Source organism: Paenibacillus sp. EKM212P (assembly GCF_011066115.1).
Taxonomy (GTDB): Bacteria; Bacillota; Bacilli; order Paenibacillales; family Paenibacillaceae; genus Paenibacillus; species Paenibacillus polymyxa_B.
Map to the genome: position 1 here is coordinate 458,824 of NZ_JAAMNR010000004.1, position 16,906 is coordinate 475,729.

Here is a 16,906-nt window from a genome sequence, read left to right on the forward strand (position 1 = left end):
TAGAATTACAGCAAGGCGATAATTGGAATGTTAATGCAGTTAGAAATTCACCTGATTGGAGGAATGTACTTGAACTAGCTGATGAAATCAAGGGTTGCTTGGGCGGCTGCTTAAAAAGCCCTACCCAGTACCGAATGATTCCATCATTCAACCAATAACACATACAACCCATGTAATATCCGTATAAAGATTTCTACATTTTGATTGTATACACATCAAATGCTTTAATTTCATAACCTAAATAATGCTTTTCAGTTATATTGAACAGGGTGACTAGAGGCCGATAATATTATTATGGAATGAATAAAGGTATACAAGTGGAGATGAAAAGAACGCAAGATTATTGGGAAGCAAAGACAAAGCAGGATTACTGCCAAAAGATTCTCTTAATGAGTATGCAGTGGGAAATTGCGCAGAAGTAGATGCAGTGAATCAAGCACTGAATCAAAAGGCTAATGTGAATGATATATATACTATTAAAACAACTCCACACGAATTTGGAGCAGCAAAAATAGCTTGCGAAAACTGCACATTTACTTTTAAAGGAAATAGTGCTGACGCACTAACCGGATGGTATAAAGGAGACTAACGATTTTGAACATGGAAAAATTTAGGCATATTTCAATGAGAGGTAGAGTTGCATATGGTATTAGCTGCTTTGAGAACGCTATTATAGCCTTGAAATATGACATTAATGATTGGAAGATCGTTTTGAATTATTTATGGGAATTTACTAATATACAATACTTGGATGATTGGAATGATATAGTCGTCGAATTAATTCCTGAGAATTTAACAGAATTCAAAACATACGAGGAGGAAGAGTTTGAGAAGCTGAGTAAAGATGAATTCATATATTTGTATAACTTATATCAAAATATTGATGGATCAGTCGATGCCTTAGTGCGAGGTATTTATGACCTTGGTATCAGTCATACGTACACTTTGATCGAAGGATACGGCGAAAGCAGTTTGAAATCTTTGGAGAGAGTTATAAAGCTCATGATAGATTACAATTTTCCATTGCCAAGTATCGACCCATTTCTAAAATTTTCTATAGAAGAAAATAGAGGATGGGGTGACAAGTTTGATGGTACAAAATTCTCTAAAATCCTTTAACATAAAGAATGATTAGTTTAAGTGTACCTAAACATTATAATTTTAAAAGCTTATTCCAACTTAAATCTATGAGTAGGGATAAGCTTTTTTCTAAAGATCTGGATGATTTATATACACACAGTTAGCCCTATAGCAGATTCTACAAAAATATTGTCGTGATCACAATCACGGTTTAGACTGTAAATTTAAGTTAAAATACAAACAATTTTAAATTTATTTCATCTAAAATCAAAGGCACTATGATGGATCACAAAGAAAAAACAAGGAAGTGTACAAAGATGAAAAGAACAGATTTACCTCTTGTCTATTCTTGTTCTGGATGTTCCTCCGCAGCACAAACCGCTAACATGATCGCTATACAAATGGATCGAGAAAAAGTCGCTGAAATGTCCTGCATTGCTGGTGTTGGTGGTGATGTCAAACCACTTGTCAGAACAGCAAAATCGGGACGTGACATTATTGCAATTGACGGCTGTCCCTTGTCCTGTTGCAAGAGTTGCTTAGCAAGGCATGAAGTTCAAGCCAAACACCATTTCCTGCTGTCTGACTTTGACGTACCCAAGATAATAGGAGAAGATCCTAACCCCGATCATTATAGGAATGCTTATACACAAATCTTAGAACAAATTGGACAATAATTCTTAATCAAAATGAAGGTGTGTATCGAAGGATGGCTTACCTTTTTTTTAATTCCTTCAAGGTATTGGAACAGCATACAGTAAAAGTATATCTGGCTCTTATTATGTAACAATATCGTAAATTAGTTTTTACTGGTGGCTCCTAACACTTCTTTAAGGGCCACCAGAATTTCTATTACATCATTTCAGCAAACTGTCACTTTTAATAATTTCACCAAAAAAATGATTGCATTTATTCTCCACTAAAGCTTTTCGCCCATTCAGCAACCCTACGACTGCTTTCTTCTTCTGACAAATCCTCGATCCTGGTCATAATAGACCATCTCACTCCACAAGGATCCAATATACTTCCGAATCGATCACCTGAAACAAAGTTTGTAACTGGTTCCCTTACTTTCGCTCCTCTTGTTACCGCATTTTCAATAACCTGATCAACATTCATGACGTAAATTCCGAAAGAATAACACGCATTGCCTTCATCTGGCGGCAAGACCAATTGATATGTCGGATTCGCTGCTCCCAGCTGCAAAAAACCATTTCCAAAATCTAATTCAGCATGAACAATGATTTTATTGCCATTCTCATCAGGATATTCAGTAATATCCTTAACCCTTGCATTGAAAACTGTTTTATAAAACTCTATTGCTTCTGAAGGATTCTTCACCGTAATAAAAGGGGTAATAGATGTAAAACCGTTGGGTATCCCCTTCTTTGTATATTTACCTGACACTCCTGTATATTCTCTGCTTTCAGTCATTTTTGACTCCTCCTTTAAATGATCGTAACAGTTCAATTTAATGCTCATACCTTTATTGGATTGAATTCATCAACTCATAGTAATATTTGGATGCGCGAGTCTTATTTAGACTATACCAGGCTTCTAATGTTTTAGAAGAAAACACACCCAGAGCTTTCAAAACGTGTACGGAAAATTCCAACGGAGCTGTTCCAGATGCAGTGATTAGTTTTCCATCCGTTACAGCAGACTCCGTTTTGTAATACTTTTCGCCCGTGTAGGTGGGACAGGTCATTTTGAGATATTCCAGGTCATTGCTTGTATGCCAACGTGAATTCAGCAATCCTGCCTGAGCAAGTCCCATAGTAGCACCACAAATCGCTGCAACCCATATCCCTTCCTCTAAACACCTTTCAGCAATTTTTAAGATGGGTTGGTGAATGGTTTCTGTCCATGTATCTCCACCGGGTAAAATCAATGTATCTATGCTTTCAATGCTGCACTCATCCAGTGTGATGTCAGGCAGGATTTTCAATCCCCCCATTGTGGTTACAGGAGTCTTTTCCATTCCCACGGTAACTATTTTGGATGGAACCAGCCCCTTTTTATAATATCTCCCCGAGTTCAGTTCGGCAGTTAAGTAACCGATCTCCCAGTCTGCCATGGTGTCAAACACATAAAGATATACCGCACTATCCATTTACATATTCTCCTTATTTTATAATTTATCAAGTAATACCAACCCTCGGTAATCCATGACTATCCTCATTATAAAAAAGCTTCACTGACATCTGCTGTCAGTGAAGCTTTTAACGTTGATAATATTCCATTAACTCCGACGCAACAGCAACAAGCTTTTTCTTCAAACTCTGTGGTTCGATGACTTGAATGGACTTCCCGTAGGGTAGGAGTAAATAAGGGACATATGTATGAAGTGATTTTTCCTCAAGCAAAAAGATGGCTTGATTGGATGTCCGCTCTTTCAGATGATGCCCCAAAAACCAATGCAGACATAAGTCATCCAATGCCTCTGGCCTGCCTTCGATCATTAAAGAAATTAAACCGTCCTTGCCTACTAAATCAGGCAACAGATTTTGCATAAAAAATTCACGGGCCGAAAAAGCTTCGGAACGCTTAAATATGATTGGAGTACGCTTGATTTGTAGAATCCGATCTGCCCGAAAGCTACGTATCTCATTTCTTAGGTGACAAAATGCAACAGTGTACCATTTGTTGTTCCAGTAAACCATTCCATAGGGGTCTATCACCCTATTCTTGGGTTGTTCTTCATGGCTTGTGCGATAATCCATTTCTACAGAGAATTCGTTGGCTACAGCTTGCTCCAATTCCGCCAATATCGGCTGAAGAGAAGGGTCTCCCATGCGATTAATCACTTCAAATCCGGCTAAATGACGGCTAAGTATACTTTCCTGCTCTTGATTCGAATACATTTTCAATTTTGATGTTGCATTGTCTAATGCCTCACTCAAAGGGTATCCAGCCTCTTTTGCAAAAATAGCAGCATGAAGGAGTGCCTTTTTTTCCTCAATATCAAATAGTAAAGGTGCTCTGATGAAATTATTCAGCAAGCTATACCCGCCATTATGACCCGTGTCGGATATTATAGGCACCCCACTGGCACATAGTGCATCAATATACCGATAAACTGTCCTTATATTTATTTCTAACTTTTCGGATATTTGTTTTGCAGTCATTTTTACGCCCGAATTCAACATCCATAGAATGGCCAGCATATTATCGTTTTTTGGCATAACATGAACCCTCATCTCTCATTAAAGTTCAATCTTTTATAAATATCTTCTTATACTCTCTCTTACCATCTATTATATGCTTTTTTCCACCTTATACTTCCCTCTCATATCTTCTAATTCCAGATTTAAACATAGTAAATACCACAATGAATGGTTCATTCTGTAAACTAACTCTCTCTTTTAACCGATAAATACATATGCTGGATTTATCAATAACCACATTACTAGCTGGGAATCTCATAATAACATTTACCAAAAACAACTATAGAAGGAGACACCTATGGAAAACACCGTGACGTACGGTCATATCGAAATCATGCCTTATGAATTTGTACGCCTTCATGAACTTAAAATCTTAAAAACAGTCAATGACCATGCCCGAATGATCTGTACAGGTATCATTTCGGAGAAAAAGCGAGAGCTGTACGTACGTGCTTCGGATGAAGAAACCCAGGTCAAAGCTTTTGTTACAGACCAAAATGGCAATCGACAGCCCCTTTTTCGAGGCATTGCCTTGGATGTGGAGGAAAAAGTCGTTCACGGGGTCCATTACCTGACCGTCGAAGCCATATCTCATACCTACGAGTTAGATATTAAGCGGCATCAACGCTCTTTCCAGAACCCCAAGCTCACCTATACGGGCCTGATCGAAAGTATTGTATCGAACTACTCCAAAGCCGAAGCCATGGATGTTGTGTCCCATAAGAAGCCCATCGGCACTTTTATCATGCAATATGATGAGACCGATTGGCAGTTTCTGAAACGGATGGCCTCCCACTTCTACTCTCCGCTCATTCCTGCGGTGGGCTATGGAGTGCCGAAGTTTTATTTTGGCCTGCCTATGGGACTCAGCAAAGGAGAAATTAAATCTACCAATTATAAGATCACCAAACGGGTTGCGGATTTTCAAACAGCCTCAGAGAACCATATCCCTGGCGTACGTGATGCTGATTTTATCCAATATGAGGTCGAGACGGAGAAATTACTGGAACCTGGCTATGAAGTAACCTTTCAAGGTCATAAGTTGATCGTAGCTGAGGTGCTAACGGAGATGAAAGACGGGGTGCTGACCCATACCGCCAAGCTGTCACCACGAAGCGGCTTACGTCCAATTAAAGACTATAATCGCTCTATTATCGGCGCTTCCATTCATGGCAAGGTACTGAGCGTTCGTCGGGACAAAGTCCGCGCCCAGCTCGATATGGATGATCAGCAAGACCCGAACACGGATTACTGGTTTCCCTACTCTACCATTTATGCATCTGCGGATAACACGGGCTGGTATTGCATGCCTGAAGACGGAGACAGCATCCGCATCTATTTTCCCAGTTATAAGGAAGAAGAAGGGTACGCGATCAGCTCGGTTAAAAGAGAACCACAACCTTCCGGTGGAAAAGCTTCTGTTACTTCTGGACATGCCACAGCTTCTGCTTCGTCTGCTGGATCAAAGTCTTCTTCGGCACTGTCTGCGGCAGCTCCTGCGCCAGATCGAATGGCTGACCCTGCCATTAAGACGCTGCGAACCAAATACGGCAAAGAAATCATGCTCGCTCCGGATCAAATCGTTATTTCCGGGAATGGCATGTCTATTGTCATTAACGATAAAACAGGCATTGATATTGTAAGTGGAAAAAATGTGAGTATTAGCGCGGCTTCGGATATTGTTATGAGTTCCGGTAACATCCAGCTTTCCGCCGGAAAAATTGAGCTGTCTGGTAAAGGCAACACGATCACGTTGGATGACAAAACCACCTTCTCCGGCACGGAAATTAAGATGAACTAACGGAAGGCGAGAAACTAGCAGATGGATAAACAAGCGGCATTACACCATTTTAAAGAGCATCATTTTACACCTTTGCTGGACATTCAGTTGGACAGACTGGAAGCCATGTTTCATCGCTACCAAGCTCAACTGATCTCCGATTTCAAAGAATCGTTTAGGGATTTGTGTATACACATTCTGAGCATGCAGCAACAAGGTCAAAAAGAACCCATTGGATATATACACTACTCGTTTTTGCGCACTCAGATACTGGAGCAATCCTACCTGTATTTAGTCGAGGCTTATTCTGCAGAATGGTACGAAGATGATTCCGATTGCAAGTTGACCTATGACGCATCATGGGCCTATGCACCGATGAGTACCATGTTGGAAACCTTGGAACAGGAACGAAAAATATATATGGGGACGATTACTTCTGTGGACGTTGAACGAATGATGCTGGAATCCGCTCCTTTTTTCCACCAGTTTGTGAACTCCCTCCTGCGCTTAGGGATGGCAGAAGTGGTTCAAATGCCTGAGTATCTCGCCATTCATAAAGCTGATCGTGTAGCTATCCGAACGGGCGAGTACAAGGATATCAGCGAGAATCTATATGTCGAAGATCAGAAATCGCTTCTTGCAGATCAAGTGAGAGAGCAATTGATACATTCCAGTGAAGAAGAACCCTATGTTTACGAAAACCTAAAGCGGCTCTCTCTTCCCCACATTCACCTGATGCAAAAGGATTTGCGCTATAACGATTTTAGCCACAGTGACTTACGGGAAAGCCAGTTTCACAGCTGCATATTGATCGGAAGCATTTGGCAACGAGCGAATCTGGCAGGAAGCAGCTTTCAGGGATGCCTCCTGACCGACACGGATTTTAGATATAGCGATTTGAGAGGTGCTCACTTCAATAGTGCCAGCGGACAGCCGTATCGGGAACATGGAGTTCGGGTGCCGGGGCTATGTGGACTTCGTTTTGAACACGCCAACCTGGATGGGGCCGATTTTACAGATGTACATTCGTTTGAACATGTGTGTTTTGAGGGGGCTACAATGCAAGGAACCCTTGTCCCGCGAAAGTACCAACAGCATTGGAAACTAAGCGAAGCACAGCGTCAATCTATTGTGTGGACGGAATAAGGAGGAATGTGTATGCGCCATTATTATGTGCTGGTCGATGATCATCGTATTTCCCGAAACATTAAACCGATGAATTTAGACCTTTTTAAAACGCCATTTGTTGGCATGCCTCCGGCTCAGGTTTTAGATGTTCATGCGACAGAAGATGCCGAGTACACGGACTGGCTACCGTTTTCACCCTCACAACCGCTATTTTCCGATCCTATGAAACGGATTCTAGAACTATACAATACACAAGCTCGTTTTAAGCAGTTGTATATCGTGAACCGGGAACCCAGCCGTCAGGAGCTATATTGGATTCCATCTGTTACCTCCGTGGATGGTATTTCGGAACAGACTGAATTTTATCCGCATGATCAAACCCTGAAACGCCTTGTGCTGGATAGTCAAAAGGTGAATGGACACCATTTTTTCAGACTCTCCAACGTGAGGGAACCTTATTTCATCATTAGCTTAGAGGCTGCTGAAAGTTTGCTGCGACGGAGTTTGAGTGGTTTTCGGCTACAAAAGCTAGAACTCTTATAAGGAGGTTCAACCTTGACGGAGCATTGGGATGAATTTTTTTTGAAACTGCATCATCAACAAACGTTGAAAGAGCAACTAAGTACAGCGGAAAACGATGAAAGCTGGATGATGATATCTATTGAAGCGGCGATGGAGGGAATTTTGAAAGGCTCACTAACCCTACCGAATGAACAGGAAATTCGATTTCAAACCCTTTCTGTCTTTGAAAATCAACACACCATTTCCCTGCCTGACTCTCTTATTCCAGAAGTTCGGGCTGGACAGACGGTAGATCCGTCGAAAAGCTTCGTTGTTCAGGACAAGCTGGGTGGAATCCTGTTAGGTCTGCACCAAAGCAGGCAAGAACTGAACCCCACGCAAATAGAAATCTATCAACAGCAGATGATTGAGCAAACGAGTCGCGCACAACCAAGTATGAAGCTCGTGGATGAAAAGGCTCTTTCTATTCATGATACCGTCATTGGTTGTTATGAAGCTATTTTTCTAGTTTCCCCCTCTCCCTATTATCAGATTGTCTTTGTGCGTTCCTGGCATGGCAAGGCTGTGATCGGAAGTTGCCAATTTAAGCTGGAGGATGCTCCCCTCTGGGTTCCCTTAACCTATGCCATGCTGCACACCGCAACATGGTCGGAGCTTTCTTGATTCTATACCTTTTATTCAAGGAGGTACTTGTATGTTTTTACCTTTACTTATTAAAGCTCTGGCTCAAGGTGCACTCAGCGGAGAACATTCTTATGTGGTGAGAGGAGCCAAGTTACAGTGCAGTCAAGGAACAGACCCTGGTGTGCTCAATATGATGTACAGCCACGGTGTTTTCATTAAAGATAAACCCGTTCTGAACGTGGACGATGCCATTTGTGGAGCCAATATTAGCAAAATCAATGCTTTTGGATTGTGTAAATTGAAGCAGGGTCTTCCCTGTGAACCGGAGATTGCTTTTGGGTCCAAGTGGACAGGCGGTAAGGAAGACGTATTGATTGAGGGGGCACCTGCCCTACTCAACAATTCTACCTTAATGTGTAGCTGTCAAGGTGTACAAGAGGCGATATCCTCCTTTTTTGGTGCAGACAGCACGGGATCGGGTGGTGGAGGCATTATCTCCATTACAGATGACGGACAAGATGGCTGATTTTAACAGGCAAGGAGATTAAGGATGAACATCGTAGCGAAAGACCGCTTTACCTATCAGCACTTACATGTTACCTGGCCCTATGGCAAGCTGCGTCTTCGTAATGTCCATATGAGTCACGAGCTCGGAGAACATGCTAGACTGGTGATCACGGGTAGTCTAGAAGCCGATCAAGCACACACAATCATTACCAAAGCAAGCAGCGACGACAAAGTCGAACTCTGGTATTCCGATGCCAAAGATCAAAAGCATCCCTTATTTATGGGACAACTGTACTGCGTAGATGTGGAGCACAGACATCAGGAGATCGTGGTAACTCTCGACGTCATTTCTCATAGTTTTAAACTAGATACGCAGCTCAAAAACCGCTCCTTTCAACACATCAATCAAAAGTATGCGGAGATTGTAGATGCGGTGCTGGCCGATTACAAAGGCTCGGATAAGATTGATGAAGCGTTTGAGAAAAAAGAAACAGGCCAATTCATCATGCAATATCAGGAGACAGATTGGACTTTTTTAAAACGGCTGGCTTCGCATGTGGGAGCCCTTCTCGTCCCTAATATCGTTTCACACCATGCTCAAATTTGGATCGGTATTCCGCAAGCCAGACAGCATATTCTTTTGAAAGAGGTTCCTTTTTCGTTGCAGCGCAAGATTGCTCCCTATCTGGATCAGGAGGCGAATGGCTGGAGATCTGCCAGCATCGGAGATTACACCCGGTATACCTTTGAGTGGGATCAAATGCTGCAATTGGGAGATGAAGTCGAACGCAATCACGAAACCTACGTCATCACCAAACGTGAAGGACAGTTGATTCGCGGTTTGGTTACTTGGTCGTATGAATGCGCCCTGTTGGCGGGCTTGAAGGTCCCTAAAATATATAATCGAACGATCATTGGCGCCGCTATTGAGGGGAAAATATTAGAGGTCAGCCGGAATCAGGTTCGATTGCATCTGGATATAGACGATCAGCAGAATCCCAAGGATGCCCAATGGTTCCCCTATTCTGCTGAAGGTAATCAGGTTTGGTATCTGATGCCGGAAAAAGGTGCGCAGGTGAAGCTGTATTTTCCAAGTGCTGACGAAGACGATGCGATGGTCATACAATCGGTTCGAACGAAACCATCCAGCATTGCTGTCCCTTCATCTCACGCAGCTCAAGGTGCCGTGGTCGAATCGCCTGCAGTACGCCACCAGCGTAAAACAGCCGATCCCGGGGTCAAATCCTTTGCAAATCCGCAGGGAAAAGAAATTTCCTTAGGGAACTCCGAACTGTCGATGAGTGCTCAGGAAGGATCACTATACATCTCCATGAATACCCATAACGGTGTCAGCCTGAACAGCACCCAACGTGTACAAATTCAAGCCACAGGCAGTCTTAGTCTTTCGGCAGGTAGCATCCTGCTGCAAGGAACCAACGGCTTACACTTAAATACGACAACCGATACGTTGGATCTGGAGCAGGAAGTTAACAGCGTGAGTTCAGAAATCCAGCTTAAAGCTTCCCTCCATCAATACTACCCAGAACCGATTTTGTCTGACTTTGAGAAGCAAGTCGCTGAAAACGGAATCCAAAGTGTGCTCGGAGCACGCGTTAAGGAAAATGTAGGCGCCACGCTCAAGGGAGAATGGGATGCGGGTATAGAGTTTTTAAGCGGGGTATGGGACTCAGTTGTCGATATAGCGGATATGGGGACCATGGTAATGACTCCTTTCGTTATGCCGGGAAATTACACTGGTAAAGGTTTTCTGGAGCGCAATGAGACGCTCGAGGGTATTAAGGGCGGTGCGAAGTTTGGCTGGAACTATATTGCCGATTCATTCCAAGGGAAAAAAACAAAGAAAGATGTAGTTCACGACCTTGAAACCGTGTGGGACGGCATAAAAAGCATACCCGATCCGATTGAGCGAAAATTGAATAATTTCTTCCCTAATCCATTGACCGATACCAAACAGGAAAGTTACGATGCAGGATATGACAGTATCAAGGCCGTTGAACGTGGAGCCGACATTTATACAATTGTCAAAGGTGGAGCAAAATTAATTAGAAATCTAGGAAAGCTGGGCAAAGAAGAAGCCTCCTTATCTAAGGGGCTCAAGGAAGCTGAAGAAAAGAAAGCCAGTAAAGGAGGAACACCGGGGTTATTCGGAGATTCAGCAAAGGCCGACTCTGCTCTAGCCAAGGTTGGAGATGGAAAATTCAAAACGAATGCCATCCGTTTTCCAACCAATTTTGAATCCTTAGGGAGTTACTTGCAAAGTGTAGCTAGAAAGATGAACATCCGTATAACTAAAAGGTTACCCATTTTCGAAACTGCTGGAGGTCATTATCGGTTTCATGATCCTGGTCCCGACGTCCCACATTCTAAAGGTTCCGGTGCAAAGATTTCGCCTGAGAGACAAAAACAGATTGATGCGTTAGAATCAGGAGAGTATACGGGTAAGAGCACTAAGGGGACGGGAGAAGGTGGCAATGGTAGTAGTAGTAAGCTACCTTATTTAAAAAACATTGATGATTTCTTGTCAGGTAATAAGAAATTTGATGAAGTATTAGATGACTTTGCTACAGTTTATGCAGAGAAAGTTAATTCAAACGTCCCTTGGAAGTGGAGAAATGTACCAGGGGGAGATACTCTAACACAAAAGCAAATTAAGTTGATTAGAGAACGAGCGAAAGAACTAGAGAAAATACCTGATATACCTATGAAGCCTGGTACAAGACATCCTGATTTTGAGAAAGCTGATTTAATCATAAAGTTTGATGGGAAACCTGTTATTTTAGAGTTGCCGAAAGACTATTGGAAGAAATCTGATCCTAAACAGTTCCAATGGCTTGATTCACAACTTCCAGGTGGAACACGCCCACCTGGAACAACATGGCATCATTCTGAAATTAACGGTAGAATGGAATTAGTACCTTTTGGAATACATAATTCCATAAATCATAAGGGTGGAAGAGCTCCAGGTGGTTGGGCGCATGCTAAAAGATAAGAATAGGGAGTGAAAAAAGTGAGATTAGATGTTAATACAATTGTTTTTCCATTGCCAACCGACGAATTATTAAATGTAGTTGAGCGAAGCTTGAGAGTCTCATTTCCTGATACTTATAGGAATTTTATTAAGGAAAATAATGGAGTTGTGCCTATCACAAATGTGTTTAGTTTTAATCATCATGAATATATAATTGAAAAATTTCTTTGTATATTGAATGATAGTGAAGCTGATCCTATTAATGGATGGTATGATATTGAAGTTATTATTACTCAAATAGGTGATAGATTAACTGATAATGAAGATTTAGTGGGGATGAATGTAGTTCCTATTGCGGCGCTTTTTTCAGGGGATTTTATTTGTTTGGATTTTAGAGAAACGGAAGAGCCTACTGTAGTTATTTGGTTTCATGAAGAGTCGGAGGAGTTTTCTCCTGTGACACAAAGGGTCGCCCCAAATATATCTGAATTTTTTGAAACGCTAAAAGAGTAGTGTTTTTCTAGTTCATGTTAGCACGTGATGAATAGACTTCACCCAGTGCCGAATAAGTCGGGCGTCTAAGTCCAAGTGGACCTAACTCGGTAATGCCCGTATAAAGATTTGTTTGTACACGCATCAATGCTTAAATTTCATCCCCTAAATTACTCTATTCCGTTACGTTTGAACAGGTCGATTATGGTTAGGTATCACCATGATTGACCTGTTTTTTGTTATTCTTATTACTTAAATAAATTTTTTACGACATTTAAATTTCATGTCCAAAAATTTCTTAATGAAAAATATATTTCTAAAGATAATTCAACATCTCACTACACAAAACAATGAATTTCCATTCCTCCCCATCAGAGTTAACATACACACACTTCAACCACGGGAGGGAAATATGCTATGTCAAATTAACCAGATTGGTTTCTGGAAGCATTACGCCACTATTTTATCGACAACATGATTTAAATGTAGCAGAATGTCTACAAGTTTCACCAATTTCTAACATGTCTATGATTAGAAGCAAAAACCCACTCAATGAGCGGGCACTCAATGTGAAGACGTGGGGAATCGCCCCTGCTCCAAACTTTTTCTGCTATTCTTTAACTATTTATTGTTCCTCAGGCCCTACATGCCAAGAATTGAAAAGTAATTCCCTTTGCTATTAATGGATCTGAAGATAAATTTTTATTTGATTTTCGGAAAGATAAAAATGAACCCCAAATTTTGTTTCAAAACCATGAAGATTTAATTTTAGAAAGTGAAATAACCGAAGAGGAATTAGAAGAAAAATCACTTGAAGACTGGCAAGACGAAACATTAGATTTTGTATGTGAATCATTCGCAGCTTTTCTTAAATTAATTTCTCCTAGAGACTAAATGGATTACTCTTTAAAGCTACTGCCCTAAACATAGCTGTAAAATAAATGAACCTAATTATATAGATTCGGGAGTGAATTATATAGAGAAATCATTACTAAATATATATTAAATTCATTTACTCTTTTATTTAAGATGGGTCACTCTAAAATTTTGAAAGTCCATTCCAATTTGAATCATAAGAGGAATGGACTTTTTCAATTTAAAGAAGAAATAAAAATAGCAGTCCCACCAATCTCCCTGCACCAAAACAATAACTTGCCATCCCCCTATCAGAGTTACCAACCACATCATAATCTCTGATGGATTCGCAATTGGCCGGCATCATAAATATCAACATGTTTGCTCATCATTTATTTTCAGAAAAGCTTAAATCTATGGATTTTCCACTTCATTTATGTATTCCCCATCAACTCAAACTAAACTCACGCAAAAAATACACCCTCTAGCATTCATCGGACAAACCAAGAGGTTTGTTCCAATGTCTACACTAGGGGGTGCTCTTCTAACCAGGGGAATTTGTTTTACCCCTTAACCGACCCGGCCGCGATCCCTTCCACAATCCGGTCACTCATGATGAGGAACACTAGCAAAATGGGCAAAATGCTGATCATCAACGTAGCTCCGATAGCTCCCCAGTCGGTCGTATATTGTCCGATAAAGTTCTGGACACCAACGGTCAGTGTTTTGTTTTCGTCCGAGCTGATGAACGTATTGACGAAAATAAACTCATTCCAGTTATAGATCATGTTAATAATAGATGTCGTTGCCATGACAGGGGTTGTCATGGGCAGCACGATTCGGAAGAACATCCGGTTGACGGAGCAGCCGTCCATAACGGCCGCTTCTTCCACTTCACGGGGCAAGGCGTAATAGAAGCCCAGCAAGATCATCATCGTTGTCGGCAGATTAAAAGCAACATACGACAGGATGATGGAGAGTGAAGTATCTGTTAAATGCAGTTTGAGAAACATACTGAACAACGGAATCAAGGTGGAATGGACTGGAATCATCAGTCCGACCATAAAGAGCCCGAGAACCAGCTGGCTTCCTTTCCACCGCATACGTGTAATGGCAAACGTTACAAAGCTGGCTAGCAGCACCGTTAGCGCCACGGATATGACCGTAATCCACACACTATTGAAAAAGTACCGCCCGATGTTGCCGCTGGTCCACACATTCATATAGTTCTCCCAATGCGGCTGGGACGGGAGTGCAAACGGCGGAAGGTTAAACACTTCCTGATTATTTTTAAGCGAGAACAGCATCAGCCACACCAGCGGTAAAAGCTGCGTCACCGCCAAGATGATTAAAATGATATACAAAGCGGCATAACCGACCCGAGTTAACATTTTGCCGCGGGTAGCGACTCCAAGCGGATAGTTGGCGGCTGCCTGGGTTTTCATATCCGTTCCTCCCTCTTCCTGTCCTTTGTTACCCTCATCTGTTTGCAAGACTGGATTATGAATACTGGATGGTTTCACTTGTGGCCGTAACCTTACGGATCAGCCACGTAGCGATCAGACAGATGAGCAGCAGGGCAAAGGCTGTAGCGCTGCCGTATCCAAAATCAAAGCTGCGGAATGCCTGGTGGTACATGTAAGAGGCCATCACTTCACTGGCTCCATTCGGTCCACCGTCCGTCATGACATAGATCAGGTCAAAATATTTGAGCGAGCCGACAATCGATAATATGATCGTAACGTTAATCACCTCGCGCAGCAGGGGCAATTTGATACGAGTCGCAATCTGCCAGGCACTGGCCCCGTCGATCCGGGCAGCCTCCATCAGCGTTTCGGGAATGTTTTTCAGCCCGGCATAATAGATCAGGATATAAAATCCTGCATATTGCCAAATAATCGGAATGAACAAGGCCAGCAGCACCAGAGACGGATTGGCTAACCATTCAGGCGGGTTGTGAACTCCGACCGACGTCAGTAAGGAATTGAGCACTCCGTTCGTTGGATGATATATTTTAAGCCATAGCTGTGCGATCGCTACAGAAGACAGCAGCATGGGAATCAGATAAATTTTCCGCAGCAGATTCGCTCCCTTGATTTTTCCTGACAAAATCATCGCAATGGCCAGATAACCGATCAGACTAATTCCTGAAAACAAGGCCAGCAGCAGCGAATGCCAGGCACTTTGCCAGAATGCACTGTCTGTGAGCAAATGTTGATAGTTGTCCAGCCCCACAAAAGTCATAGAGCCAATTCCATTCCACTGATTCAAGCCGTAATAGCCGGTCAGTACGATGGGTACATATATAATAGCGAATAGCAATAGTAGAGAAGGCAATACATATAGAGCAATGACGAGCTTATTCGACATGACCTTTTCCACGGTCGGACCTCCTTAGGTGGTCAATTTCAATTTCCTTTCTCGATGGCAGCCTTATGCTGGTCGGCAAATTGTTGCGGTGTCACCGCTTTACCAAACAACGCCTGAATCATATTCAAGTGCACCTGCGCTGCATTCGGCTTCATCTGTACATCGGCGAACAATGTAATGCTGCTAGCTTGATTCAGTCCGTTCAGCAAATCGACATACAGCTTGGGCAAATTTTCTTTGGAGGTGTCCACTTTCGTCGCCGGAATAACGCCTGCCTGTGTGACCGATTGTTCTCCCCATTTGACTACGAAGTATTCAACGAACGCTTTGGCCTCTTCTTTCACCTTGGAATTTTCCGAAACGAACAAGCCTACTCCCGGACCTCCTACCCAACTGTTCTCGTTGCCCTTGCCGCCTGCAACCATCGGGAATTTAAAGAAGCCAATTTGATCTTTAAATGCTTGTGGGATTGCGGGATTGGTCGTAAAATTCGGCAATTCCCAAGTAGCCATCAAATACATAGCTGCCTTATCGTTCATAAACTCGGATTTTCCCTCATCATTGGACAAGCCGTTAAATCCTTTGTTAAAGGCATTCATATCCACAAGCGTCTGGACTTCGGAGGCCGCCTGAATTAAACCAGGGTCATCGAACGATCCTGAACCGTCAATCGCTTTTTTCAGCGTTTCGTTACCCGCTATACGGTCCGCCAGATACATGTACCAGAGCGAGCCAGTCCAGCGGTCTTTATTGCCCAATGCAATCGGTGCAACTCCATGATCCGTAAGTGTTTTCACAACCTGCTTAAACTCGTCAAATGTCGCAGGTACCTTCAAGTTGTATTTTTGGAATATGGCTTTGTTGTAATAAATAGGTGTAATATTCAATTCAATCGGAAGCGCATACGTTTTGCCATTCAGCGCATAAGCTTCGGTCGTTCCCGGTACAAATTTGTCCTTCAGCTTGGAACCATTCAACAGGTCATCCATCGGTGTAAATAATCCACCTTTAACGTAAGGCTCCATAAAGCCCGCTGCCCAGGTGATGCCGATATCCGGCAATTCATTGGAAGCTGACAGCACTTTGAGTTTGTTTTTGTATTGTTCATTTTCCAGCACTTCCTGCTGAATGACGACATTCGGATGATCCTTTTGGTATTGATCTATAATCTGAGTCACAAGCTTGCTCTGCTGTGCCGAGCTTCCCTCTGGCCACAGGTGCATCATTTTGAGTGTAACCTTTCCCCCTTCTCCACTGGAACCGCCTTGACCATCCTTACCAACACTGCAACCGGATAGCACCAGCATGAATGACAGCAGCAGGGTCAACCCAGCAAACCATTTTTGATGTGAGCGCTTACGTAAACCATACTCGTTGGACATCGTTAGACCT

17 protein-coding genes are annotated in these 16,906 nt (G+C 42.4%); 11 read left to right on the plus strand and 6 right to left on the minus strand.

Going from position 1 to position 16,906, the window contains the following annotated elements; translation table 11 throughout:
* Window positions 1–343: 343 nt before the first annotated feature.
* From G9G54_RS14715 to G9G54_RS14725, 3 genes are all read left to right on the plus strand, one after another.
* Window positions 344–589 (plus strand): hypothetical protein, encoded by a 246-nt coding sequence (locus G9G54_RS14715; protein WP_238808093.1) that lies wholly within the window; start codon window positions 344–346, stop codon window positions 587–589.
* 11 nt (window positions 590–600) lie between these two features.
* Window positions 601–1,119 carry a hypothetical protein gene (locus tag G9G54_RS14720; protein WP_238808114.1) on the plus strand — a complete coding sequence of 173 codons (519 nt, stop codon included), beginning with the start codon at window positions 601–603 and terminating at the stop codon, window positions 1,117–1,119.
* A 278-nt stretch (window positions 1,120–1,397) separates the two neighbouring features.
* Complete coding sequence (locus G9G54_RS14725; protein ID WP_029515604.1) at window positions 1,398–1,757, plus strand: putative zinc-binding protein; 360 nt, start codon at window positions 1,398–1,400, stop codon at window positions 1,755–1,757.
* A 232-nt stretch (window positions 1,758–1,989) separates the two neighbouring features.
* On the opposite strand, the gene G9G54_RS14730 is transcribed toward G9G54_RS14725, so the two are convergent.
* The 3 genes from G9G54_RS14730 to G9G54_RS14740 all read right to left on the minus strand — a co-directional run bounded on the left by G9G54_RS14730 (window position 1,990) and on the right by G9G54_RS14740 (window position 4,265).
* Window positions 1,990–2,514 carry a VOC family protein gene (locus tag G9G54_RS14730; RefSeq protein ID WP_165178621.1) on the minus strand — a complete coding sequence of 175 codons (525 nt, stop codon included), beginning with the start codon at window positions 2,512–2,514 and terminating at the stop codon, window positions 1,990–1,992.
* A gap of 52 nt (window positions 2,515–2,566) precedes the next feature.
* Window positions 2,567–3,193 carry a type 1 glutamine amidotransferase family protein gene (locus G9G54_RS14735; protein ID WP_165178622.1) on the minus strand — a complete coding sequence of 209 codons (627 nt, stop codon included), beginning with the start codon at window positions 3,191–3,193 and terminating at the stop codon, window positions 2,567–2,569.
* A 109-nt stretch (window positions 3,194–3,302) separates the two neighbouring features.
* A complete protein-coding gene (locus tag G9G54_RS14740; RefSeq protein ID WP_165178623.1) occupies window positions 3,303–4,265 on the minus strand; it encodes a helix-turn-helix transcriptional regulator in 963 nt (320 codons plus the stop codon).
* Window positions 4,266–4,545: 280 nt separating this feature from the next.
* Here G9G54_RS14740 and G9G54_RS14745 point away from each other — a divergent pair, with 280 nt between their 5' ends.
* From G9G54_RS14745 to G9G54_RS25710, 8 genes are all read left to right on the plus strand, one after another.
* Window positions 4,546–6,048, plus strand: coding sequence for a hypothetical protein (locus G9G54_RS14745; protein ID WP_165178624.1), 1,503 nt, complete (start codon window positions 4,546–4,548; stop codon window positions 6,046–6,048).
* A 21-nt stretch (window positions 6,049–6,069) separates the two neighbouring features.
* A complete protein-coding gene (locus G9G54_RS14750; RefSeq protein ID WP_165178625.1) occupies window positions 6,070–7,173 on the plus strand; it encodes a pentapeptide repeat-containing protein in 1,104 nt (367 codons plus the stop codon).
* 12 nt (window positions 7,174–7,185) lie between these two features.
* Window positions 7,186–7,698 (plus strand): imm11 family protein, encoded by a 513-nt coding sequence (locus G9G54_RS14755; RefSeq protein ID WP_023989775.1) that lies wholly within the window; start codon window positions 7,186–7,188, stop codon window positions 7,696–7,698.
* Window positions 7,699–7,710: 12 nt separating this feature from the next.
* A complete protein-coding gene (locus tag G9G54_RS14760) occupies window positions 7,711–8,340 on the plus strand; it encodes a hypothetical protein (RefSeq protein ID WP_165178626.1) in 630 nt (209 codons plus the stop codon).
* Window positions 8,341–8,371: 31 nt separating this feature from the next.
* Complete coding sequence (locus G9G54_RS14765) at window positions 8,372–8,827, plus strand: DUF4280 domain-containing protein (protein WP_023989777.1); 456 nt, start codon at window positions 8,372–8,374, stop codon at window positions 8,825–8,827.
* A gap of 24 nt (window positions 8,828–8,851) precedes the next feature.
* Window positions 8,852–11,818, plus strand: a complete 2,967-nt coding sequence (locus tag G9G54_RS14770) for an HNH endonuclease signature motif containing protein (RefSeq protein WP_165178627.1) — start codon at window positions 8,852–8,854, stop codon at window positions 11,816–11,818.
* Between the two features lie 18 nt (window positions 11,819–11,836).
* Window positions 11,837–12,310: an SMI1/KNR4 family protein gene (locus G9G54_RS14775; protein ID WP_165178628.1), complete on the plus strand. Its 474-nt coding sequence runs from the start codon at window positions 11,837–11,839 to the stop codon at window positions 12,308–12,310.
* 720 nt (window positions 12,311–13,030) lie between these two features.
* The gene (locus tag G9G54_RS25710; RefSeq protein WP_181127247.1) at window positions 13,031–13,183 is read left to right on the plus strand and encodes a hypothetical protein; all 153 of its coding nucleotides are present in this window, start codon (window positions 13,031–13,033) and stop codon (window positions 13,181–13,183) included.
* Between the two features lie 524 nt (window positions 13,184–13,707).
* Here G9G54_RS25710 and G9G54_RS14780 read toward each other — a convergent pair.
* Genes G9G54_RS14780 through G9G54_RS14790 form a run of 3 tightly spaced genes read right to left on the minus strand, consistent with a single transcriptional unit; the run spans window position 13,708 to window position 16,896 of the window.
* Window positions 13,708–14,589, minus strand: coding sequence for a carbohydrate ABC transporter permease (locus G9G54_RS14780; RefSeq protein ID WP_013311404.1), 882 nt, complete (start codon window positions 14,587–14,589; stop codon window positions 13,708–13,710).
* Between the two features lie 55 nt (window positions 14,590–14,644).
* Window positions 14,645–15,526, minus strand: a complete 882-nt coding sequence (locus G9G54_RS14785; protein ID WP_165178629.1) for a carbohydrate ABC transporter permease — start codon at window positions 15,524–15,526, stop codon at window positions 14,645–14,647.
* Window positions 15,527–15,552: 26 nt separating this feature from the next.
* A complete protein-coding gene (locus G9G54_RS14790; RefSeq protein ID WP_165178630.1) occupies window positions 15,553–16,896 on the minus strand; it encodes an extracellular solute-binding protein in 1,344 nt (447 codons plus the stop codon).
* Window positions 16,897–16,906 lie beyond the last annotated feature (10 nt).

What these genes read in the sequence shown, in the direction of transcription:
- G9G54_RS14720 (WP_238808114.1), top strand. Translation starts at nt 601, where the DNA reads ATGGAAAAATTTAGGCATATTTCAATGAGAGGTAGAGTTGCATATGGT.
- G9G54_RS14725 (WP_029515604.1), top strand. Translation starts at nt 1,398, where the DNA reads ATGAAAAGAACAGATTTACCTCTTGTCTATTCTTGTTCTGGATGTTCC.
- G9G54_RS14730 (WP_165178621.1), bottom strand. Translation starts at nt 2,514, where the DNA reads ATGACTGAAAGCAGAGAATATACAGGAGTGTCAGGTAAATATACAAAG.
- G9G54_RS14735 (WP_165178622.1), bottom strand. Translation starts at nt 3,193, where the DNA reads ATGGATAGTGCGGTATATCTTTATGTGTTTGACACCATGGCAGACTGG.
- G9G54_RS14740 (WP_165178623.1), bottom strand. Translation starts at nt 4,265, where the DNA reads ATGCCAAAAAACGATAATATGCTGGCCATTCTATGGATGTTGAATTCG.
- G9G54_RS14745 (WP_165178624.1), top strand. Translation starts at nt 4,546, where the DNA reads ATGGAAAACACCGTGACGTACGGTCATATCGAAATCATGCCTTATGAA.
- G9G54_RS14750 (WP_165178625.1), top strand. Translation starts at nt 6,070, where the DNA reads ATGGATAAACAAGCGGCATTACACCATTTTAAAGAGCATCATTTTACA.
- G9G54_RS14755 (WP_023989775.1), top strand. Translation starts at nt 7,186, where the DNA reads ATGCGCCATTATTATGTGCTGGTCGATGATCATCGTATTTCCCGAAAC.
- G9G54_RS14765 (WP_023989777.1), top strand. Translation starts at nt 8,372, where the DNA reads ATGTTTTTACCTTTACTTATTAAAGCTCTGGCTCAAGGTGCACTCAGC.
- G9G54_RS14770 (WP_165178627.1), top strand. Translation starts at nt 8,852, where the DNA reads ATGAACATCGTAGCGAAAGACCGCTTTACCTATCAGCACTTACATGTT.
- G9G54_RS14780 (WP_013311404.1), bottom strand. Translation starts at nt 14,589, where the DNA reads ATGAAAACCCAGGCAGCCGCCAACTATCCGCTTGGAGTCGCTACCCGC.
- G9G54_RS14790 (WP_165178630.1), bottom strand. Translation starts at nt 16,896, where the DNA reads ATGTCCAACGAGTATGGTTTACGTAAGCGCTCACATCAAAAATGGTTT.